General features: G+C 56.5%; 14 protein-coding genes and 1 tRNA gene. 11 read left to right on the top strand and 4 right to left on the bottom strand.

All coding sequences use genetic code 11. The annotated features are described in order from the left end of the window. Nucleotides 1–123 precede the first annotated feature (123 nt). A tRNA-Trp gene (locus tag IM291_RS20750) sits at nt 124–199 on the top strand. Nucleotides 200–298: 99 nt separating this feature from the next. Here the strand turns inward: IM291_RS20750 and hdfR are convergent. After that, nucleotides 299–1120, bottom strand: coding sequence for an HTH-type transcriptional regulator HdfR (hdfR, locus tag IM291_RS20745; RefSeq protein WP_192987577.1), 822 nt, complete (start codon nt 1118–1120; stop codon nt 299–301). Between the two features lie 118 nt (nt 1121–1238). On the opposite strand from hdfR, the gene IM291_RS20740 reads away from it, so the two are divergent. Next, nucleotides 1239–1577, top strand: a complete 339-nt coding sequence (locus IM291_RS20740; RefSeq protein WP_008501577.1) for a DUF413 domain-containing protein — start codon at nt 1239–1241, stop codon at nt 1575–1577. Nucleotides 1578–1604: 27 nt separating this feature from the next. Here IM291_RS20740 and IM291_RS20735 read toward each other — a convergent pair whose 3' ends face one another. After that, nucleotides 1605–3125, bottom strand: a complete 1521-nt coding sequence (locus IM291_RS20735) for a YifB family Mg chelatase-like AAA ATPase (protein ID WP_048959813.1) — start codon at nt 3123–3125, stop codon at nt 1605–1607. Nucleotides 3126–3465: 340 nt separating this feature from the next. Between IM291_RS20735 and ilvL the strand changes: the two genes are divergently transcribed. The 7 genes from ilvL to ilvA all read left to right on the top strand — a co-directional run bounded on the left by ilvL (nt 3466) and on the right by ilvA (nt 10016). After that, entirely contained in the window at nt 3466–3564 is a 99-nt protein-coding gene (ilvL, locus tag IM291_RS20730; RefSeq protein ID WP_001311244.1) for an ilv operon leader peptide, read from the top strand. 86 nt (nt 3565–3650) lie between these two features. After that, a complete protein-coding gene (gene ilvX, locus IM291_RS20725; protein WP_166792073.1) occupies nt 3651–3701 on the top strand; it encodes a peptide IlvX in 51 nt (16 codons plus the stop codon). A gap of 2 nt (nt 3702–3703) precedes the next feature. Then, on the top strand, nt 3704–5350 hold the full coding sequence (gene ilvG / locus IM291_RS20720; RefSeq protein ID WP_069733812.1) for an acetolactate synthase 2 catalytic subunit: 1647 nt from the start codon (nt 3704–3706) through the stop codon (nt 5348–5350). Beyond that, complete coding sequence (ilvM, locus tag IM291_RS20715; protein ID WP_003860184.1) at nt 5347–5610, top strand: acetolactate synthase 2 small subunit; 264 nt, start codon at nt 5347–5349, stop codon at nt 5608–5610. The genes ilvG and ilvM overlap by 4 nt, the downstream gene beginning before the upstream one ends. 18 nt (nt 5611–5628) lie before the next feature. After that, nucleotides 5629–6558: a branched-chain-amino-acid transaminase gene (gene ilvE, locus IM291_RS20710; protein WP_003860182.1), complete on the top strand. Its 930-nt coding sequence runs from the start codon at nt 5629–5631 to the stop codon at nt 6556–6558. 60 nt (nt 6559–6618) lie between these two features. Beyond that, on the top strand, nt 6619–8469 hold the full coding sequence (gene ilvD / locus IM291_RS20705) for a dihydroxy-acid dehydratase (RefSeq protein WP_192987576.1): 1851 nt from the start codon (nt 6619–6621) through the stop codon (nt 8467–8469). Nucleotides 8470–8471: 2 nt separating this feature from the next. Then, nucleotides 8472–10016, top strand: coding sequence for a threonine ammonia-lyase, biosynthetic (ilvA, locus tag IM291_RS20700; protein WP_088204713.1), 1545 nt, complete (start codon nt 8472–8474; stop codon nt 10014–10016). Here ilvA and ilvY read toward each other — a convergent pair. Beyond that, nucleotides 10013–10903 carry an HTH-type transcriptional activator IlvY gene (ilvY, locus tag IM291_RS20695; RefSeq protein ID WP_008501572.1) on the bottom strand — a complete coding sequence of 297 codons (891 nt, stop codon included), beginning with the start codon at nt 10901–10903 and terminating at the stop codon, nt 10013–10015. The two genes, ilvA and ilvY, sit on opposite strands and share 4 nt — an antisense overlap. Before the next feature lie 152 nt (nt 10904–11055). Here ilvY and ilvC point away from each other — a divergent pair, with 152 nt between their 5' ends. Then, a complete protein-coding gene (gene ilvC, locus IM291_RS20690; RefSeq protein WP_049001405.1) occupies nt 11056–12531 on the top strand; it encodes a ketol-acid reductoisomerase in 1476 nt (491 codons plus the stop codon). An 86-nt stretch (nt 12532–12617) separates the two neighbouring features. Here ilvC and ppiC read toward each other — a convergent pair whose 3' ends face one another. Beyond that, nucleotides 12618–12899 (bottom strand): peptidylprolyl isomerase PpiC, encoded by a 282-nt coding sequence (ppiC, locus tag IM291_RS20685; protein WP_004886861.1) that lies wholly within the window; start codon nt 12897–12899, stop codon nt 12618–12620. Between the two features lie 85 nt (nt 12900–12984). On the opposite strand from ppiC, the gene rep reads away from it, so the two are divergent. Beyond that, nucleotides 12985–15009 (top strand): DNA helicase Rep, encoded by a 2025-nt coding sequence (gene rep, locus IM291_RS20680; protein WP_028014817.1) that lies wholly within the window; start codon nt 12985–12987, stop codon nt 15007–15009. Nucleotides 15010–15028 lie beyond the last annotated feature (19 nt).

Below are 15028 nucleotides of genomic sequence, written 5' to 3'. Positions count from 1 at the left end.
AGTTCAGTCGGTTAGAATACCTGCCTGTCACGCAGGGGGTCGCGGGTTCGAGTCCCGTCCGTTCCGCCACTTATTAAGACGTTAAGCCTGCCAGTAATGGCAGGCTTAATGGCAAAAAACTTTAGGGGCGTAGCTCAGTTGGTAGAGCACCGGTCTCCAAAACCGGGTGTCGCGAGTTCGAGTCTCTCCGCCCCTGCCATATAGAATCCTTTGCTTCGGCAAAGGATTTTTTTTTGCCTGAAACCCGGTGAAATTTCAGCATTCTTAAATGCAGCCAGCGTCCCTGCTGGCCTCAGCTTCAATCCATTACATTGATTTTTAATAGATCTTTTATTTGCGATTGCTTGTCGCTATTTTGCAGCCAAATCGCATACAGCGGCCGCGAAAGGGTGGTGGAATCCACCACGGTATGCAGTCCAGGCTTGGTATCTGCCCAACGGACTGGTAACCAGGTGCAACCCTTCAGCAAGGGGAGTTGCTGACAGGCAATCTCGGCAGAACTGGTTGTTAACTGTGGAACATCATCAGGTGCGATCAATCCCGTCTCATGTTGCTGAAAATCAGGTCCCCACTCCAGCCGCAAATAGGTCAGGTCTGCTTTCATCTTTGAGGGTTCAGAAGCATAAAGAGCTAGACCGAACTGTCCAACAATCTGGCTGCTAAATTCGTCCATCTTGGGGGCTTCTGTAGTGATCAGCAGATCCAATTGACGCTCATGAAGTTGCTTAACCAGCGACTGACGTTGCGCAATTCTGGCTTCAAACTGTAAATGGCCATGGGAGTGATATAGCCGGGTAAGCCACTGACTGAGCATGCATTCCCACAGAGATGCGCTGGCCCCTATCGAGAACTCGTTGTGCCTCGACGTATGCGCAACCTCTTTGCGCGCTGCCTGCCAGGTATTCATCAATGTCTCCGCATACGGAAGCAGTTTTTCACCAGCAGGCGTGAGGCGGATATTGTTGCGATGGCGGGTAAAAAGATTCACACCCAGTTGATTTTCCAGCTGTCGAATACGAAAACTGACTGCTGACTGCGTCAGGTAAAGGGCTTCAGTGGCTCGCCCGAAGTGACGCGTTCTGCTCACTTCAAGGAAAGTTTTTAGCAATTCCGTATCCACATCTTTCTCCGCAAAATAATTTGTCGTTATGATTTAAATGTTTTGTTTTACACTCTGTCAAGCGTAACTAATACTCCGCGCCATAAATAGCTCGGCCAAAGAATTAGGAGCGTGTAGGATGGCGGAAAGCTTTACGACGACTAATCGTTTTTTCGACAATAAACATTATCCGCGCGGGTTCTCTCGTCACGGCGATTTCACCATCAAAGAGGCGCAGCTGCTTGAGCGTCATGGTTATGCCTTTAACGAGCTGGATCTGGGTAAACGTGAGCCTGCAACTGAAGATGAAAAGCAGTTTGTCTCAGTGTGCCGTGGTGAGCGTGAGCCGCAGTCTGAAGCAGAACGTGTATGGATCAAGTACATGGCTCGCATTAAGCGTCCAAAACGTTTCCATACGCTGTCTGGCGGTAAACCGCAGATGGAAGGTGCAGAAGACTACACCGAGTCTGACGACTAATAAAAAAAGGGGCTACGGCCCCTTTTTTTATGCCAGTAACTTTTGCAGATGCAAAAGCAAACGATCGATCGCCCGATAGCTCAGCGCTTCCTGCAAGTGTTTCCTCGCAATATCAGTACAGCCCTCCACGTCCGCAATGGTTCTGGCTACTTTTAACAAGCGCTGCCACGCACGTATGGAAAGCCCAAAGCGCGTCAACGTCTCCTCCAGCCAAGCCGCATCTTCAACGTTAAGAGAACAAAACTGTCGGATCCCTGCATTATCCAGTCGTGCATTCAGCCTGTTTTGACGGGCATACTGTCTCGCCTGTGCCGCGATAACCCGCTCGCGAACATGCGCGGAGCTTTCACCCAGTTTATCCGTCTGCCTGAGCAGGCCCGGCGGCGGAAGGGGGATTTCCAGTGATAAATCGAAACGGTCGAGAAACGGGCCAGACAGCTTTCCCAGATAGCGCAGCGTCTGCTCTGGCGTACAGCGGTTATGGTTGCCCTGATAATGCCCCGTCGGACTGGGGTTCATCGCCGCCACGAGCTGAAAACGGGCGGGATAGCTTATTTTGGCTCGCGTGCGTGAAATATGTATCTCACCGGATTCAATGGGCTCCCTCAGCGCATCCAGCACGCGGCGCTCAAACTCAGGCAACTCATCGAGAAACAGAATGCCATTGTGTGCCAGCGAGATCTCACCCGGCCCCGGAATAGACCCACCGCCGACCATTGCCGTCAGTGACGCGCTATGATGCGGGGAACGAAAGGGACGTCGACGCCACTGTTTGTGCAACGACGTCGAACCGATCAGGCTATAGATGGCGGCGCTTTCCAGCGCTTCATGGTTATTAAGCGGCGGGAGCAACCCGCTTAGCCTGCTCGCCAGCATGGTTTTGCCCGTACCCGGCGGGCCAATCAGCAGGAGATTGTGCCCACCCGCTGCCGTAATCTCCAGCGCCCGTTTCCCTTGCTCCTGTCCCATGATCTCGCTGAGGTCTTCTGGCGCATCCGCTATAGCCTCGTCGCACTCTTCCGGCTCGGACAGTTCATGGCGGCCTTCCAGCCAGGCGCACACTTCCTGAAGATGCCCGGCGATGAGACATCCCTTTTCTGCAATAAGACTCACTTCTGATGCGTTTTCATTGGCCACAACGATTTGCCGCCCTGCACGTATGGCTTCCAGCGCTCCCGATATCGCACCGGGAACGCCTCTCAGTGCGCCTGTGAGCGCGAGTTCACCCACGAACTCATACGAGCCTAGCCTGGTCGTATTAAGCTGCTCAGAAGCCGCGAGAAGCGCAATTGCGATAGGTAAATCGTATCGCCCACCCTCTTTGGGCAGGTCAGCGGGAGCAAGGTTGATGGTGATCTTCTTTGCGGGGAAGGTATAACCGCTGTTTATTATTGCGCTACGAACGCGGTCCCTGGCCTCTTTAACCGTGGTTTCAGGTAACCCGACAAGCGTGAGTCCGGGCAGCCCATTACTCAAATGAACCTCTACGGAAATAAGCGGAGCCTTTACCCCGAGAGCTGCTCGCGTATAAACAACCGACAGTGACATTTGTACTACCTCCTGGTCTGACTATGCCAGTGCCTGTTTGCTCTGTTTAGCCTCTTTTGACGTATTTATGCTGCCTGTTCAGAGATTTTCAGGGAGCATTGAAACCATTGCATAACTGTGGAAGCACACTCGCAAAATGTAAAAAGGCGCGTTTTAACGGTTAGATCTGCAATAAAAAATGAAAAATATTCACTTCCAAATTTCCTCATATAAAACAATGCGTTCATGAAATTTGGTTCGCTTGCTAACCAAATCCTTCATAAATAAATCTTGTGTTTGATTTAAAAACTGTGATAACTCTTTAGGTATTCCTTCGAACAAGATGCAAAAAGAACTGAAAATGACAGCCCTTCTACGAGTGATTAGCCTGGTCGTGATTAGCGTGGTGGTGATTATTATCCCACCGTGCGGGGCTGCACTTGGACGAGGAAAGGCTTAGAAATCAAGCCTTAACGAACTAAGACCCCCGCACCGAAAGGTCCGGGGGTTTTTTTATGACTAAAAAACTTAAATGAGGAGCAGAGAATGACGACTAGCACAAAATTCTGTTTCTCCAGATTTATGACGGGGAACTAACTATGAATGGGGCACAATGGGTAGTACATGCGTTGCGCGCGCAGGGAGTCGAAACCGTATTCGGTTATCCAGGTGGCGCAATTATGCCGATTTACGATGCACTGTATGACGGCGGCGTGGAACACCTCTTGTGCCGACACGAGCAGGGCGCAGCGATGGCAGCCATCGGCTATGCCCGCGCGACCGGTAAAACCGGTGTGTGCATGGCGACCTCAGGTCCGGGCGCAACGAACCTGATCACCGGCCTGGCTGACGCGCTGCTCGATTCCGTTCCTGTCGTGGCGATTACCGGTCAAGTGGCCTCTCCGTTCATCGGCACCGATGCCTTCCAGGAAGTAGACGTCCTCGGCTTATCGCTGGCCTGCACCAAGCACAGCTTCCTCGTTCAGTCCCTCGAAGAGCTGCCGCGCGTGATGGCCGAAGCGTTCGAGGTTGCCAGTTCTGGCCGTCCTGGCCCGGTTCTGGTAGATATCCCGAAAGATATCCAGGTTGCACCTGGCGATCTGGAGCCGCATTTCTCCACCGTGAAAAGCGACGATGCGTTTCCGCATGCAGAGGTTGAAGAGGCGCGTCAGATGATGGCGCAGGCGAAGCAGCCGATGCTGTACGTCGGCGGCGGGGTGGGGATGGCGCAGGCTGTTCCGGCGCTTCGCGCGTTCCTTGCAACCACGCAAATGCCCGCCACCTGCACCCTGAAAGGTCTGGGTGCGGTAGACGCGGACTACCCGTACTACCTCGGCATGCTGGGAATGCACGGCACTAAAGCGGCAAACCTGGCGGTGCAGGAGTGCGACTTGCTTATCGTCGCAGGCGCCCGTTTTGACGACCGCGTCACCGGCAAGCTGAATACCTTCGCGCCGAATGCCAAAGTGATCCATATGGATATCGACCCGGCGGAGATGAACAAACTGCGTCAGGCGCACGTGGCGTTGCAGGGCGATCTTAACGCGCTGTTACCGGCGCTGGAGCAGCCGCTGGATATCAACGCATGGCGTCAGCACACCGCAGACATGCGCGCTGAGCATGCCTGGCGTTACGATCACCCAGGCGATGCCATCTATGCGCCGCTGCTGTTGAAGCAGTTGTCTGACCGTAAACCCGCCGACAGCGTGGTGACGACGGATGTGGGCCAGCATCAGATGTGGTCAGCCCAGCACATGACCTACACCCGCCCGGAGAACTTCATCACCTCCAGCGGCTTAGGCACGATGGGCTTTGGCCTGCCGGCAGCCGTTGGCGCACAGGTGGCCCGCCCGAACGATACCGTGATCTGTATCTCCGGTGACGGCTCCTTCATGATGAACGTTCAGGAGCTCGGCACCGTGAAGCGCAAGCAGTTACCGCTGAAGATCGTGTTGCTCGATAACCAGCGTTTAGGAATGGTTCGCCAGTGGCAGCAGCTGTTCTTCCAGGAGCGTTACAGCGAGACAACCCTGACCGATAACCCCGATTTCCTCACCCTGGCCAGCGCCTTCGGCATTCCTGGCCAGCACATCACCCGTAAAGACCAGGTTGAAGCGGCACTCGACACCATGCTGTCAAGCGAAGGGCCATACCTGCTTCATGTCTCAATCGACGAGCTTGAGAACGTCTGGCCGTTGGTACCGCCCGGTGCCAGTAACTCACAAATGCTGGAGAAATTATCATGATGCAACATCAGGTCGCTGTGCAGGCTCGCTTCAACCCGGAAACGTTAGAACGCGTATTGCGCGTGGTTCGCCACCGTGGCTTTCAGATTTGCTCTATGAATATGGAAACGGCCACCGACGCCCAGAACATCAGTATCGAATTAACCGTTGCCAGCCCGCGGCCGGTCGACTTACTGTTTAGTCAGTTATCAAAGCTGGTAGACGTTGCCCATGTTGCCATCTGCCAGAGCACAACCACATCACAACAAATCCGCGCTTGAGCGTGACAGGACGAAAAAATGACGACAAAAAAAGCTGATTACATTTGGTTCAATGGTGAGATGGTTCGCTGGGAAGACGCGAAAGTTCACGTGATGTCCCATGCGCTGCACTACGGTACCTCCGTGTTTGAAGGCATCCGTTGCTACGATTCTCACAAAGGGCCAGTGGTGTTCCGCCATCGCGAACACATGCAGCGTCTGCATGACTCAGCCAAAATTTATCGTTTCCCGGTCTCTCAAAGCGTTGATGAGCTGATGGAAGCCTGCCGCGAAGTGATTCGCCAGAACAAACTGACCAGCGCCTATATTCGCCCGCTGGTCTTCGTGGGTGACGTGGGCATGGGCGTGAACCCGCCGGCCGGTTACAACACCGATGTGATCATTGCTGCGTTCCCGTGGGGCGCCTACCTGGGCGCAGAAGCACTGGATCAGGGGATCGACGCAATGGTTTCTTCCTGGAACCGCGTGGCGCCAAACACCATCCCGACTGCCGCAAAAGCGGGCGGTAACTACCTCTCCTCACTGCTGGTCGGCAGCGAAGCGCGCCGCCACGGCTATCAGGAAGGCATCGCCCTCGACGTGAACGGCTACATCTCAGAAGGCGCGGGCGAAAACCTGTTTGAAGTAAAAGACGGCATTCTGTTTACCCCGCCGTTCACCTCTTCCGCGCTGCCGGGCATCACCCGTGATGCGATCATCAAGCTGGCGAAAGATCTGGGTATCGAAGTGCGCGAGCAGGTGCTGTCCCGCGAATCCCTCTACCTGGCAGACGAAGTGTTCATGTCCGGTACCGCGGCTGAAATCACGCCGGTTCGCAGCGTAGACGGTATCCAGGTGGGCGAAGGCCGCTGTGGCCCGGTCACCAAGCGCATTCAGCAAGCGTTCTTCGGCCTCTTCACCGGCGAAACAGAAGATAAATACGGCTGGTTGGATCAGGTTAATCACTAAGTATAAATGTGGGACGGCACGCACCGTCCCATTAAATAGTCAGACGGGAGTCAATAAAGCATGCCTAAGTATCGTTCAGCCACCACTACCCACGGCCGTAACATGGCGGGTGCCCGCGCACTGTGGCGCGCCACCGGAATGACCGACGCCGATTTCGGCAAGCCGATTATCGCCGTGGTGAACTCCTTCACCCAGTTTGTACCGGGCCACGTGCATCTGCGCGATCTCGGTAAGCTGGTTGCCGAGCAAATCGAAGCCTCCGGCGGCGTGGCGAAAGAGTTCAACACCATTGCGGTGGATGACGGTATCGCAATGGGCCACGGGGGAATGCTCTATTCACTGCCGTCGCGCGAGCTGATCGCCGACTCGGTGGAGTATATGGTCAACGCCCACTGCGCCGATGCGATGGTCTGTATCTCCAACTGCGACAAAATCACCCCGGGGATGCTGATGGCCTCCCTGCGTCTGAACATTCCGGTGATCTTCGTCTCCGGCGGTCCGATGGAGGCGGGTAAAACCAAGCTCTCCGACAAAATCATCAAGCTCGACCTGGTCGATGCGATGATCCAGGGCGCAGACCCGAAAGTCTCTGACGAGCAGAGCGATCAGGTGGAACGCTCCGCGTGCCCGACCTGCGGCTCCTGTTCCGGCATGTTCACGGCCAACTCCATGAACTGCCTGACCGAAGCGCTGGGCCTTTCCCAGCCGGGCAACGGCTCGCTGCTGGCGACCCACGCCGACCGTAAGCAGCTGTTCCTCAACGCCGGTAAACGTATCGTTGAGCTGACCAAACGCTACTACGAGCAGGACGATGCCAGCGCGCTGCCGCGCAATATCGCCAGTAAAGCGGCGTTCGAAAACGCCATGACGCTGGATATCGCCATGGGCGGCTCCACTAACACCGTTCTGCACCTGCTGGCCGCCGCGCAGGAAGCCGAAATCGACTTCACCATGAGCGACATCGACAAGCTCTCCCGCAAAGTGCCGCAGCTGTGTAAAGTCGCGCCGAGTACCCAGAAGTACCACATGGAAGATGTGCACCGCGCGGGTGGCGTCATCGGTATCCTGGGCGAGCTGGATCGCGCCGGGCTGCTGAACCGCGACGTGAAAAACGTCCTCGGCCTGACGCTGCCGGAATCGCTGGAACAGTACGACGTGATGCTGACCAAAGACGACGCGGTGAAAAAGATGTTCCGCGCCGGTCCGGCCGGTATTCGCACCACCCAGGCGTTCTCGCAGGATTGCCGCTGGGACACGCTGGATGACGACCGTGCTGAAGGCTGCATTCGCTCGCTGGAGCACGCCTACAGCAAAGACGGCGGTCTGGCGGTGCTGTACGGTAACTTTGCGGAAAACGGCTGCATCGTGAAAACCGCGGGCGTGGACGACAGTATCCTGAATTTCACCGGTCCGGCGAAAGTGTACGAAAGCCAGGACGAGGCGGTAGATGCCATCCTCGGCGGCAAAGTGGTGGAAGGCGACGTGGTTGTCATTCGCTACGAAGGGCCGAAAGGCGGCCCGGGCATGCAGGAGATGCTCTACCCGACCACCTTCCTGAAATCGATGGGCCTCGGTAAAGCCTGTGCGCTGATCACCGACGGTCGTTTCTCCGGCGGCACGTCTGGTCTCTCCATCGGCCACGTCTCCCCGGAAGCGGCAAGCGGCGGCAACATCGCGATCATCGAAGATGGCGATCTGATTGAAATCGACATTCCGAATCGCGGCATTCAGCTCAAGCTGAGCGACCAGGAGATTGCGGCCCGTCGTGAAGCGCAGGAAGCGCGCGGCGACAAAGCCTGGACGCCGAAAGATCGCCAGCGTGAAGTCTCCTTCGCCCTGCGCGCCTACGCGAGCCTTGCAACCAGTGCAGATAAAGGCGCGGTGCGCGATAAATCGAAACTTGGGGGCTAATGATGGCCGAGTCACAACCCTTATCCGCCGCCCCTGAGGGGGCGGAATACCTGAGAGCGGTGCTACGCGCGCCGGTCTATGAAGCTGTGCAGGTCACGCCCCTGCAAAAAATGGAAAAACTCTCCTCGCGCCTCGACAACGTCATTCTGGTGAAGCGTGAAGACCGCCAGCCGGTGCACAGCTTCAAGCTGCGCGGTGCTTACGCGATGATGGCCGGGCTGACGGATGAGCAGAAAGCGCGCGGCGTCATTACCGCGTCGGCGGGCAACCACGCCCAGGGCGTTGCCTTCTCCTCGGCCCGTCTGGGGCTGAAGGCGCTGATCGTGATGCCGGTCGCTACCGCAGACATCAAAGTCGACGCGGTGCGCGGTTTTGGCGGAGAAGTGCTGCTCCACGGCGCGAACTTTGACGAAGCCAAAGCCAAAGCGATCGAGCTGGCGCAGCAGCAGGGTTTTACCTGGGTGCCGCCGTTCGACCATCCGATGGTGATTGCCGGGCAGGGCACGCTGGCGCTTGAGCTGCTGCAGCAGGATGCCCATCTTGACCGCGTCTTCGTCCCGGTGGGCGGCGGCGGGCTGGCGGCAGGCGTGGCGGTGCTGATTAAACAGCTGATGCCGCAGATCAAAGTCATCGCCGTTGAGGCGGAAGACTCTGCCTGCCTGAAGGCGGCGCTGGACGCCGGTCATCCGGTAGACCTGCCGCGTGTCGGGCTGTTTGCCGAGGGCGTGGCGGTGAAGCGCATTGGCGATGAAACGTTCCGTCTGTGCCAGGAGTATCTGGACGATATCGTCACCGTCGACAGCGACGCCATCTGCGCGGCGATGAAAGATCTGTTCGAAGATGTACGTGCGGTGGCGGAGCCGTCCGGCGCGCTGGCGCTGGCGGGGATGAAAAAATACATCGCCCAGCACAACATTCGCGGCGAACGTCTGGCGCACGTGCTCTCTGGTGCGAACGTGAACTTCCACGGCCTGCGCTACGTTTCCGAGCGCTGCGAGTTGGGCGAACAGCGTGAAGCGCTGCTGGCGGTGACCATCCCGGAAGAAAAGGGCAGCTTCCTCAAGTTCTGCCAGCTGCTGGGCGGTCGTTCGGTAACGGAGTTCAACTACCGCTTTGCCGATGCGAAAGATGCCTGCATTTTTGTCGGCGTGCGTCTGAGCCGTGGCGTGGAGGAGCGTAAAGAGATCCTCAGCCTGCTGCATGAAGGCGGCTACAGCGTGGTCGATCTGTCCGACGATGAAATGGCTAAGCTGCATGTGCGTTACATGGTTGGCGGTCGTCCCTCAAAGCCGCTCCAGGAACGCCTGTTCAGCTTCGAGTTTCCGGAATCACCGGGCGCCTTGCTCAAGTTCCTGCACACGCTCGGCACGCACTGGAACATCTCTCTGTTCCACTACCGCAGCCACGGCACCGACTACGGGCGCGTGCTGGCGGCGTTCGAACTGGGCGAGCACGAGCCGGATTTCGAAACGCGCCTGAACGAGCTGGGCTATGAGTGCCACGACGAAACCCATAACCCGGCGTTCAGGTTCTTTCTGGCTGGCTAGTGGTTCGGCAATATCGTCCAGAACGCATCAATAAGCGGCTCATGCAGCCGCTTTTTTTGTGCGCACACGCCCAGCTCAAACGGCGTCTTCTCGTCGCTGCGCTCCAGAATCATCACGCGATTACGCACCGGTTCCGGGCTGTTTTCCAGCACCACTTCCGGCAGCAGCGCCACGCCGCAGCCGAGCGCCACCATCGACACCATCGCCTCATGACCGCTAACGGTGGCGTAAATCGACGGATTGCTGATTTTCTGACGGCGGAACCACAGCTCGATGCGGCGGCGCACCGGCCCCTGATCGGCCATGATAAACGGCACCGTCGACCAGTCCGGTTTTTCTACCGATACCTGATTACGCACCGGGCAGGGCAGGGCCGGGGCAATCAGCACCACCGCCAGATTCTCCAGCATCGAGAACGCCACCGCGCCCGGCAGGGTTTCGGGTTTTCCGGCGATGGCGAGATCCGCTTCGCCGGTCACCACTTTTTCCATTGCGTCGGCGGCGTCGCCGGTGGTGAGCTTAATTTCAACCGACGGATGCGCTGCGCGGAAGCGGTCAAGGATGGGGGGCAGATGGCTGTAGGCGGCGGTCACGGAGCAAAAAATATGCAGCTCACCGGAGAGTGATGGCCCCTGCTGATCAATAGAGTGCCGCAACTGCTGGTACTGTAACAGCGTCTGCTGGGCAAAAATGCGCAGCTCTTCGCCCGCTTCCGTGAGGGTAACGGTACGGTTATCGCGCACGAAAAGCGGCTGGCCGAGGTCTTCCTCAAGGCGCTGGATCTGGCGCGAAAGCGTGGACGGGCTGACGTGCATCGCCCGGGCGCTGCGGCCAAAGTGACGGCTTTCCGCCAGGTGCAGGAACATTTTTAGATCGCGTAAATCCACCGATTCCACTCCCTCTTTTTACATTGCAAAAATTGCAATGTGACGTTGTGAATATATCAATTTCCGCAATAAATTTCCTGTTGTAATGTGGGTACATTCTCGCTGAAACGCAAACCGAACAATAAGACACACAACATCACGAGGTATCACCCATGGCTAACTACTTTAATACACTGAACTTGCGCCAGCAGCTGGCGCAGCTGGGCAAATGCCGCTTCATGGCGCGCGATGAATTTGCCGATGGCGCGAGCTACCTTCAGGGTAAAAAAGTGGTCATCGTCGGCTGCGGCGCACAGGGTCTGAACCAGGGCCTGAACATGCGTGACTCCGGTCTGGATATCTCTTACGCCCTGCGTAAAGAAGCGATTGCCGAGAAGCGCGCTTCATGGCGTAAAGCAACCGAAAACGGCTTCAAAGTGGGTACCTATGAAGAGCTGATCCCGCAGGCGGACCTGGTCGTTAACCTGACGCCGGACAAGCAGCACTCTGACGTGGTGCGTTCCGTACAGCCGCTGATGAAAGACGGCGCCGCGCTGGGTTACTCCCACGGCTTCAACATCGTTGAAGTGGGCGAGCAGATCCGTAAAGACATCACCGTAGTGATGGTGGCGCCGAAGTGCCCGGGTACCGAAGTGCGTGAAGAGTACAAGCGTGGCTTCGGCGTGCCGACGCTTATCGCAGTTCACCCGGAAAACGATCCGAAAGGCGAAGGCATGGCGATTGCCAAAGCCTGGGCAGCTGCCACCGGCGGTCACCGCGCTGGCGTGCTGGAATCTTCCTTCGTTGCGGAAGTGAAATCTGACCTGATGGGCGAGCAGACCATTCTGTGTGGCATGCTGCAGGCGGGTTCTCTGCTTTGCTTCGACAAGCTGGTGGAAGAAGGTACCGACCCGGCATACGCAGAAAAACTGATTCAGTTCGGCTGGGAAACCATCACCGAAGCGCTGAAGCAGGGCGGCATTACGCTGATGATGGACCGTCTGTCCAACCCGGCAAAACTGCGTGCTTACGCGTTGTCTGAACAGCTGAAAACCATTATGGCGCCGCTGTTCCAGAAACATATGGACGACATCATCTCCGGCGAATTCTCTTCCGGCATGATGGCGGACTGGGCCAACGACGACAAGAAACTGCTGACCTGGCGTGAAGAGACCGGTAGAACTGCGTTCGAAACTGCGCCGCAGTATGAAGGTAAAATCGGCGAGCAGGAGTACTTCGATAAAGGCGTACTGATGATTGCGATGGTGAAAGCAGGCGTTGAGCTGGCGTTCGAAACCATGGTGGATTCCGGCATCATCGAAGAGTCGGCGTACTACGAATCTCTGCACGAGCTGCCGCTGATCGCGAACACCATCGCCCGTAAGCGTCTGTACGAAATGAACGTGGTTATCTCTGATACCGCAGAATACGGTAACTATCTGTTCTCTTACGCCTGCGTACCGCTGCTGAAAGAGTTCATGACCACACTGCAGACGGGCGATCTGGGCAAAGCGATTGCGGAAGGTGCCGTGGATAACGCGCAGCTGCGCGACGTAAACGAAGCGATTCGCAGCCACCAGATCGAGAAAGTGGGCCACAAACTGCGTGGCTACATGACCGATATGAAACGTATTGCTGTAGCAGGTTAACAACCTTGTCGGGTGGCGCTTCGCTTACCCGACCTACAAAAACGTAAGATGTAGGCCGGGTAAGGCGCAGCCGCCACCCGGCTTTTTTATTTGCGATACAGCACTTTAATAATGTGATAACCGAACTGGGTATGCAGCGGACCGGTTGGCTCCAGCACCGGGCAGGAGAAGACCACTTTATCGAACGCCGGAACCATCTGGCCTTGACGGAATTCGCCTAAATCGCCGCCACGCTTGCCGGACGGGCAAATAGAGTGCTTCTTCGCCAGCTTGCCGAAGTCGGCGCCGTTTTTGATCTGCTCCAGAAGATCCAGAGCCAGTTTCTCTTCTTTAACAAGAATATGCAGTGCTGCTGCTGTTTTTGCCATGATCGTGCCTTGAGTGGTATGGATTAGGCTCGCTATACTACCACGCTGTTATTCTCCCCTCCTGACTTTCATTGAGCGATCATTTATGCGTCTAAATCCCGGACAACAACAAGCCGTCGAATTTGTAACCGGACCGTGTCTGGTGCTGGCGGGTGCAGGATCCGGTAAAACGCGCGTCATCACCAATAAGATTGCGCACCTGATCCGCGGCTGCGGCTATCAGGCCCGCCACATTGCGGCGGTTACCTTTACCAACAAAGCGGCGCGCGAGATGAAAGAGCGTGTTGGCCAGACGCTGGGGCGCAAAGAGGCGCGCGGGCTGATGATCTCTACCTTCCACACGCTGGGGCTGGATATCATTAAACGTGAATACGCCGCGCTGGGGATGAAATCCAACTTTTCGCTGTTCGATGACACCGACCAGGTGGCGTTGCTCAAAGAGCTCACCGAGGGGCTGATCGAGGATGATAAGGTGCTGTTGCAGCAGCTGATCTCAACGATCTCGAACTGGAAAAACGATCTGATGACCCCAGCCCAGGCTGCGGCGATCGCCAAAGGCGAACGGGATCGGATCTTTGCCCACTGCTATGGTCTGTACGACGCGCACATGAAAGCGTGCAACGTGCTGGACTTCGACGATCTGATCCTCTTGCCGACGCTGCTTTTACAGCGAAATGAAGAGGTGCGCGAGCGCTGGCAGAATAAAATCCGCTACCTGCTGGTGGATGAATATCAGGACACCAACACCAGCCAGTACGAGCTGGTGAAGCTGCTGGTGGGGCAGCGCGCGCGCTTCACCGTGGTTGGCGATGATGACCAGTCAATTTACTCCTGGCGCGGTGCACGCCCGCAAAACCTGGTGCTTCTGAGCAAAGATTTCCCCGCGCTGCAGGTGATTAAGCTGGAGCAGAACTACCGTTCCTCCGGGCGCATCCTGAAGGCGGCAAACATCCTGATTGCCAATAACCCGCACGTATTTGAAAAGCGTCTCTTCTCCGAGCTTGGCTACGGTACGGAGCTGAAGGTGCTCAGCGCCAATAATGAAGAGCATGAGGCGGAGCGCGTGACGGGTGAACTGATCGCCCACCACTTCGTCAATAAAACCGAATACAAGGATTACGCGATCCTCTATCGCGGCAATCACCAATCGCGCGTCTTTGAAAAGATGCTGATGCAGAACCGCATTCCGTACAAAATTTCCGGCGGCACTTCGTTCTTCTCGCGGCCAGAAATTAAAGATCTGCTGGCCTATCTGCGCGTGCTCACGAACCCGGATGACGACAGCGCGTTTCTGCGCATCGTGAATACACCAAAGCGCGAGATTGGTCCGGCGACGCTGCAAAAGCTAGGCGAATGGGCGATGACCCGCAATAAGAGCCTGTTTACCGCCAGCTTTGATATGGGGCTGAGCCAGACGCTGACGGGGCGCGGGTATGATAATTTAACCCGCTTCACCCACTGGCTGGGTGAAGTGCAGCGCCTGGCTGAGCGCGAGCCCGTGGCGGCGGTACGCGATCTGATCCACGGCATTGACTACGAATCCTGGCTGTACGAAACCTCTGCCAGCCCGAAAGCGGCAGAAATGCGTATGAAAAACGTTAACCAGCTTTTTAGCTGGATGACCGAAATGCTGGAAGGCTCTGAGATAGATGAGCCGATGACGTTAACGCAGGTGGTCACCCGCTTTACCCTGCGCGACATGATGGAGCGCGGCGAGAGCGAAGAAGAGGCCGACCAGGTTCAGCTGATGACGCTGCATGCGTCAAAAGGGCTGGAGTTCCCGTATGTGTATCTGGTCGGTATGGAAGAAGGTTTATTGCCGCACCAGAGCAGCATTGATGAAGATAATGTCGACGAGGAGCGCCGTCTGGCCTACGTGGGGATCACCCGCGCGCAAAAGGAGCTGACATTTACGCTCTGTAAAGAGCGCCGTCAGTACGGTGAACTCGTGCGTCCGGAACCCAGCCGTTTCCTGCTGGAACTGCCGCAGGACGATCTGATCTGGGAACAGGAGCGCAAAGTGATTACCGCGGAAGAGCGGATGCACAAAGGACAGGCTAACGTGGCGAACATTCGCGCCATGTTGGCAAAAGCTAAAGAGAAGGGATAATGATGAGTAGGCCGGGTAA

The sequence above is a fragment of the Enterobacter cloacae complex sp. P27C genome (assembly GCF_014895705.1).
GTDB classification, from domain to species: Bacteria; Pseudomonadota; Gammaproteobacteria; order Enterobacterales; family Enterobacteriaceae; genus Enterobacter; species Enterobacter bugandensis.
The sequence above is the reverse complement of the archived record's forward strand: the minus strand, read 5'-3'. Positions and strand labels throughout refer to the sequence as shown.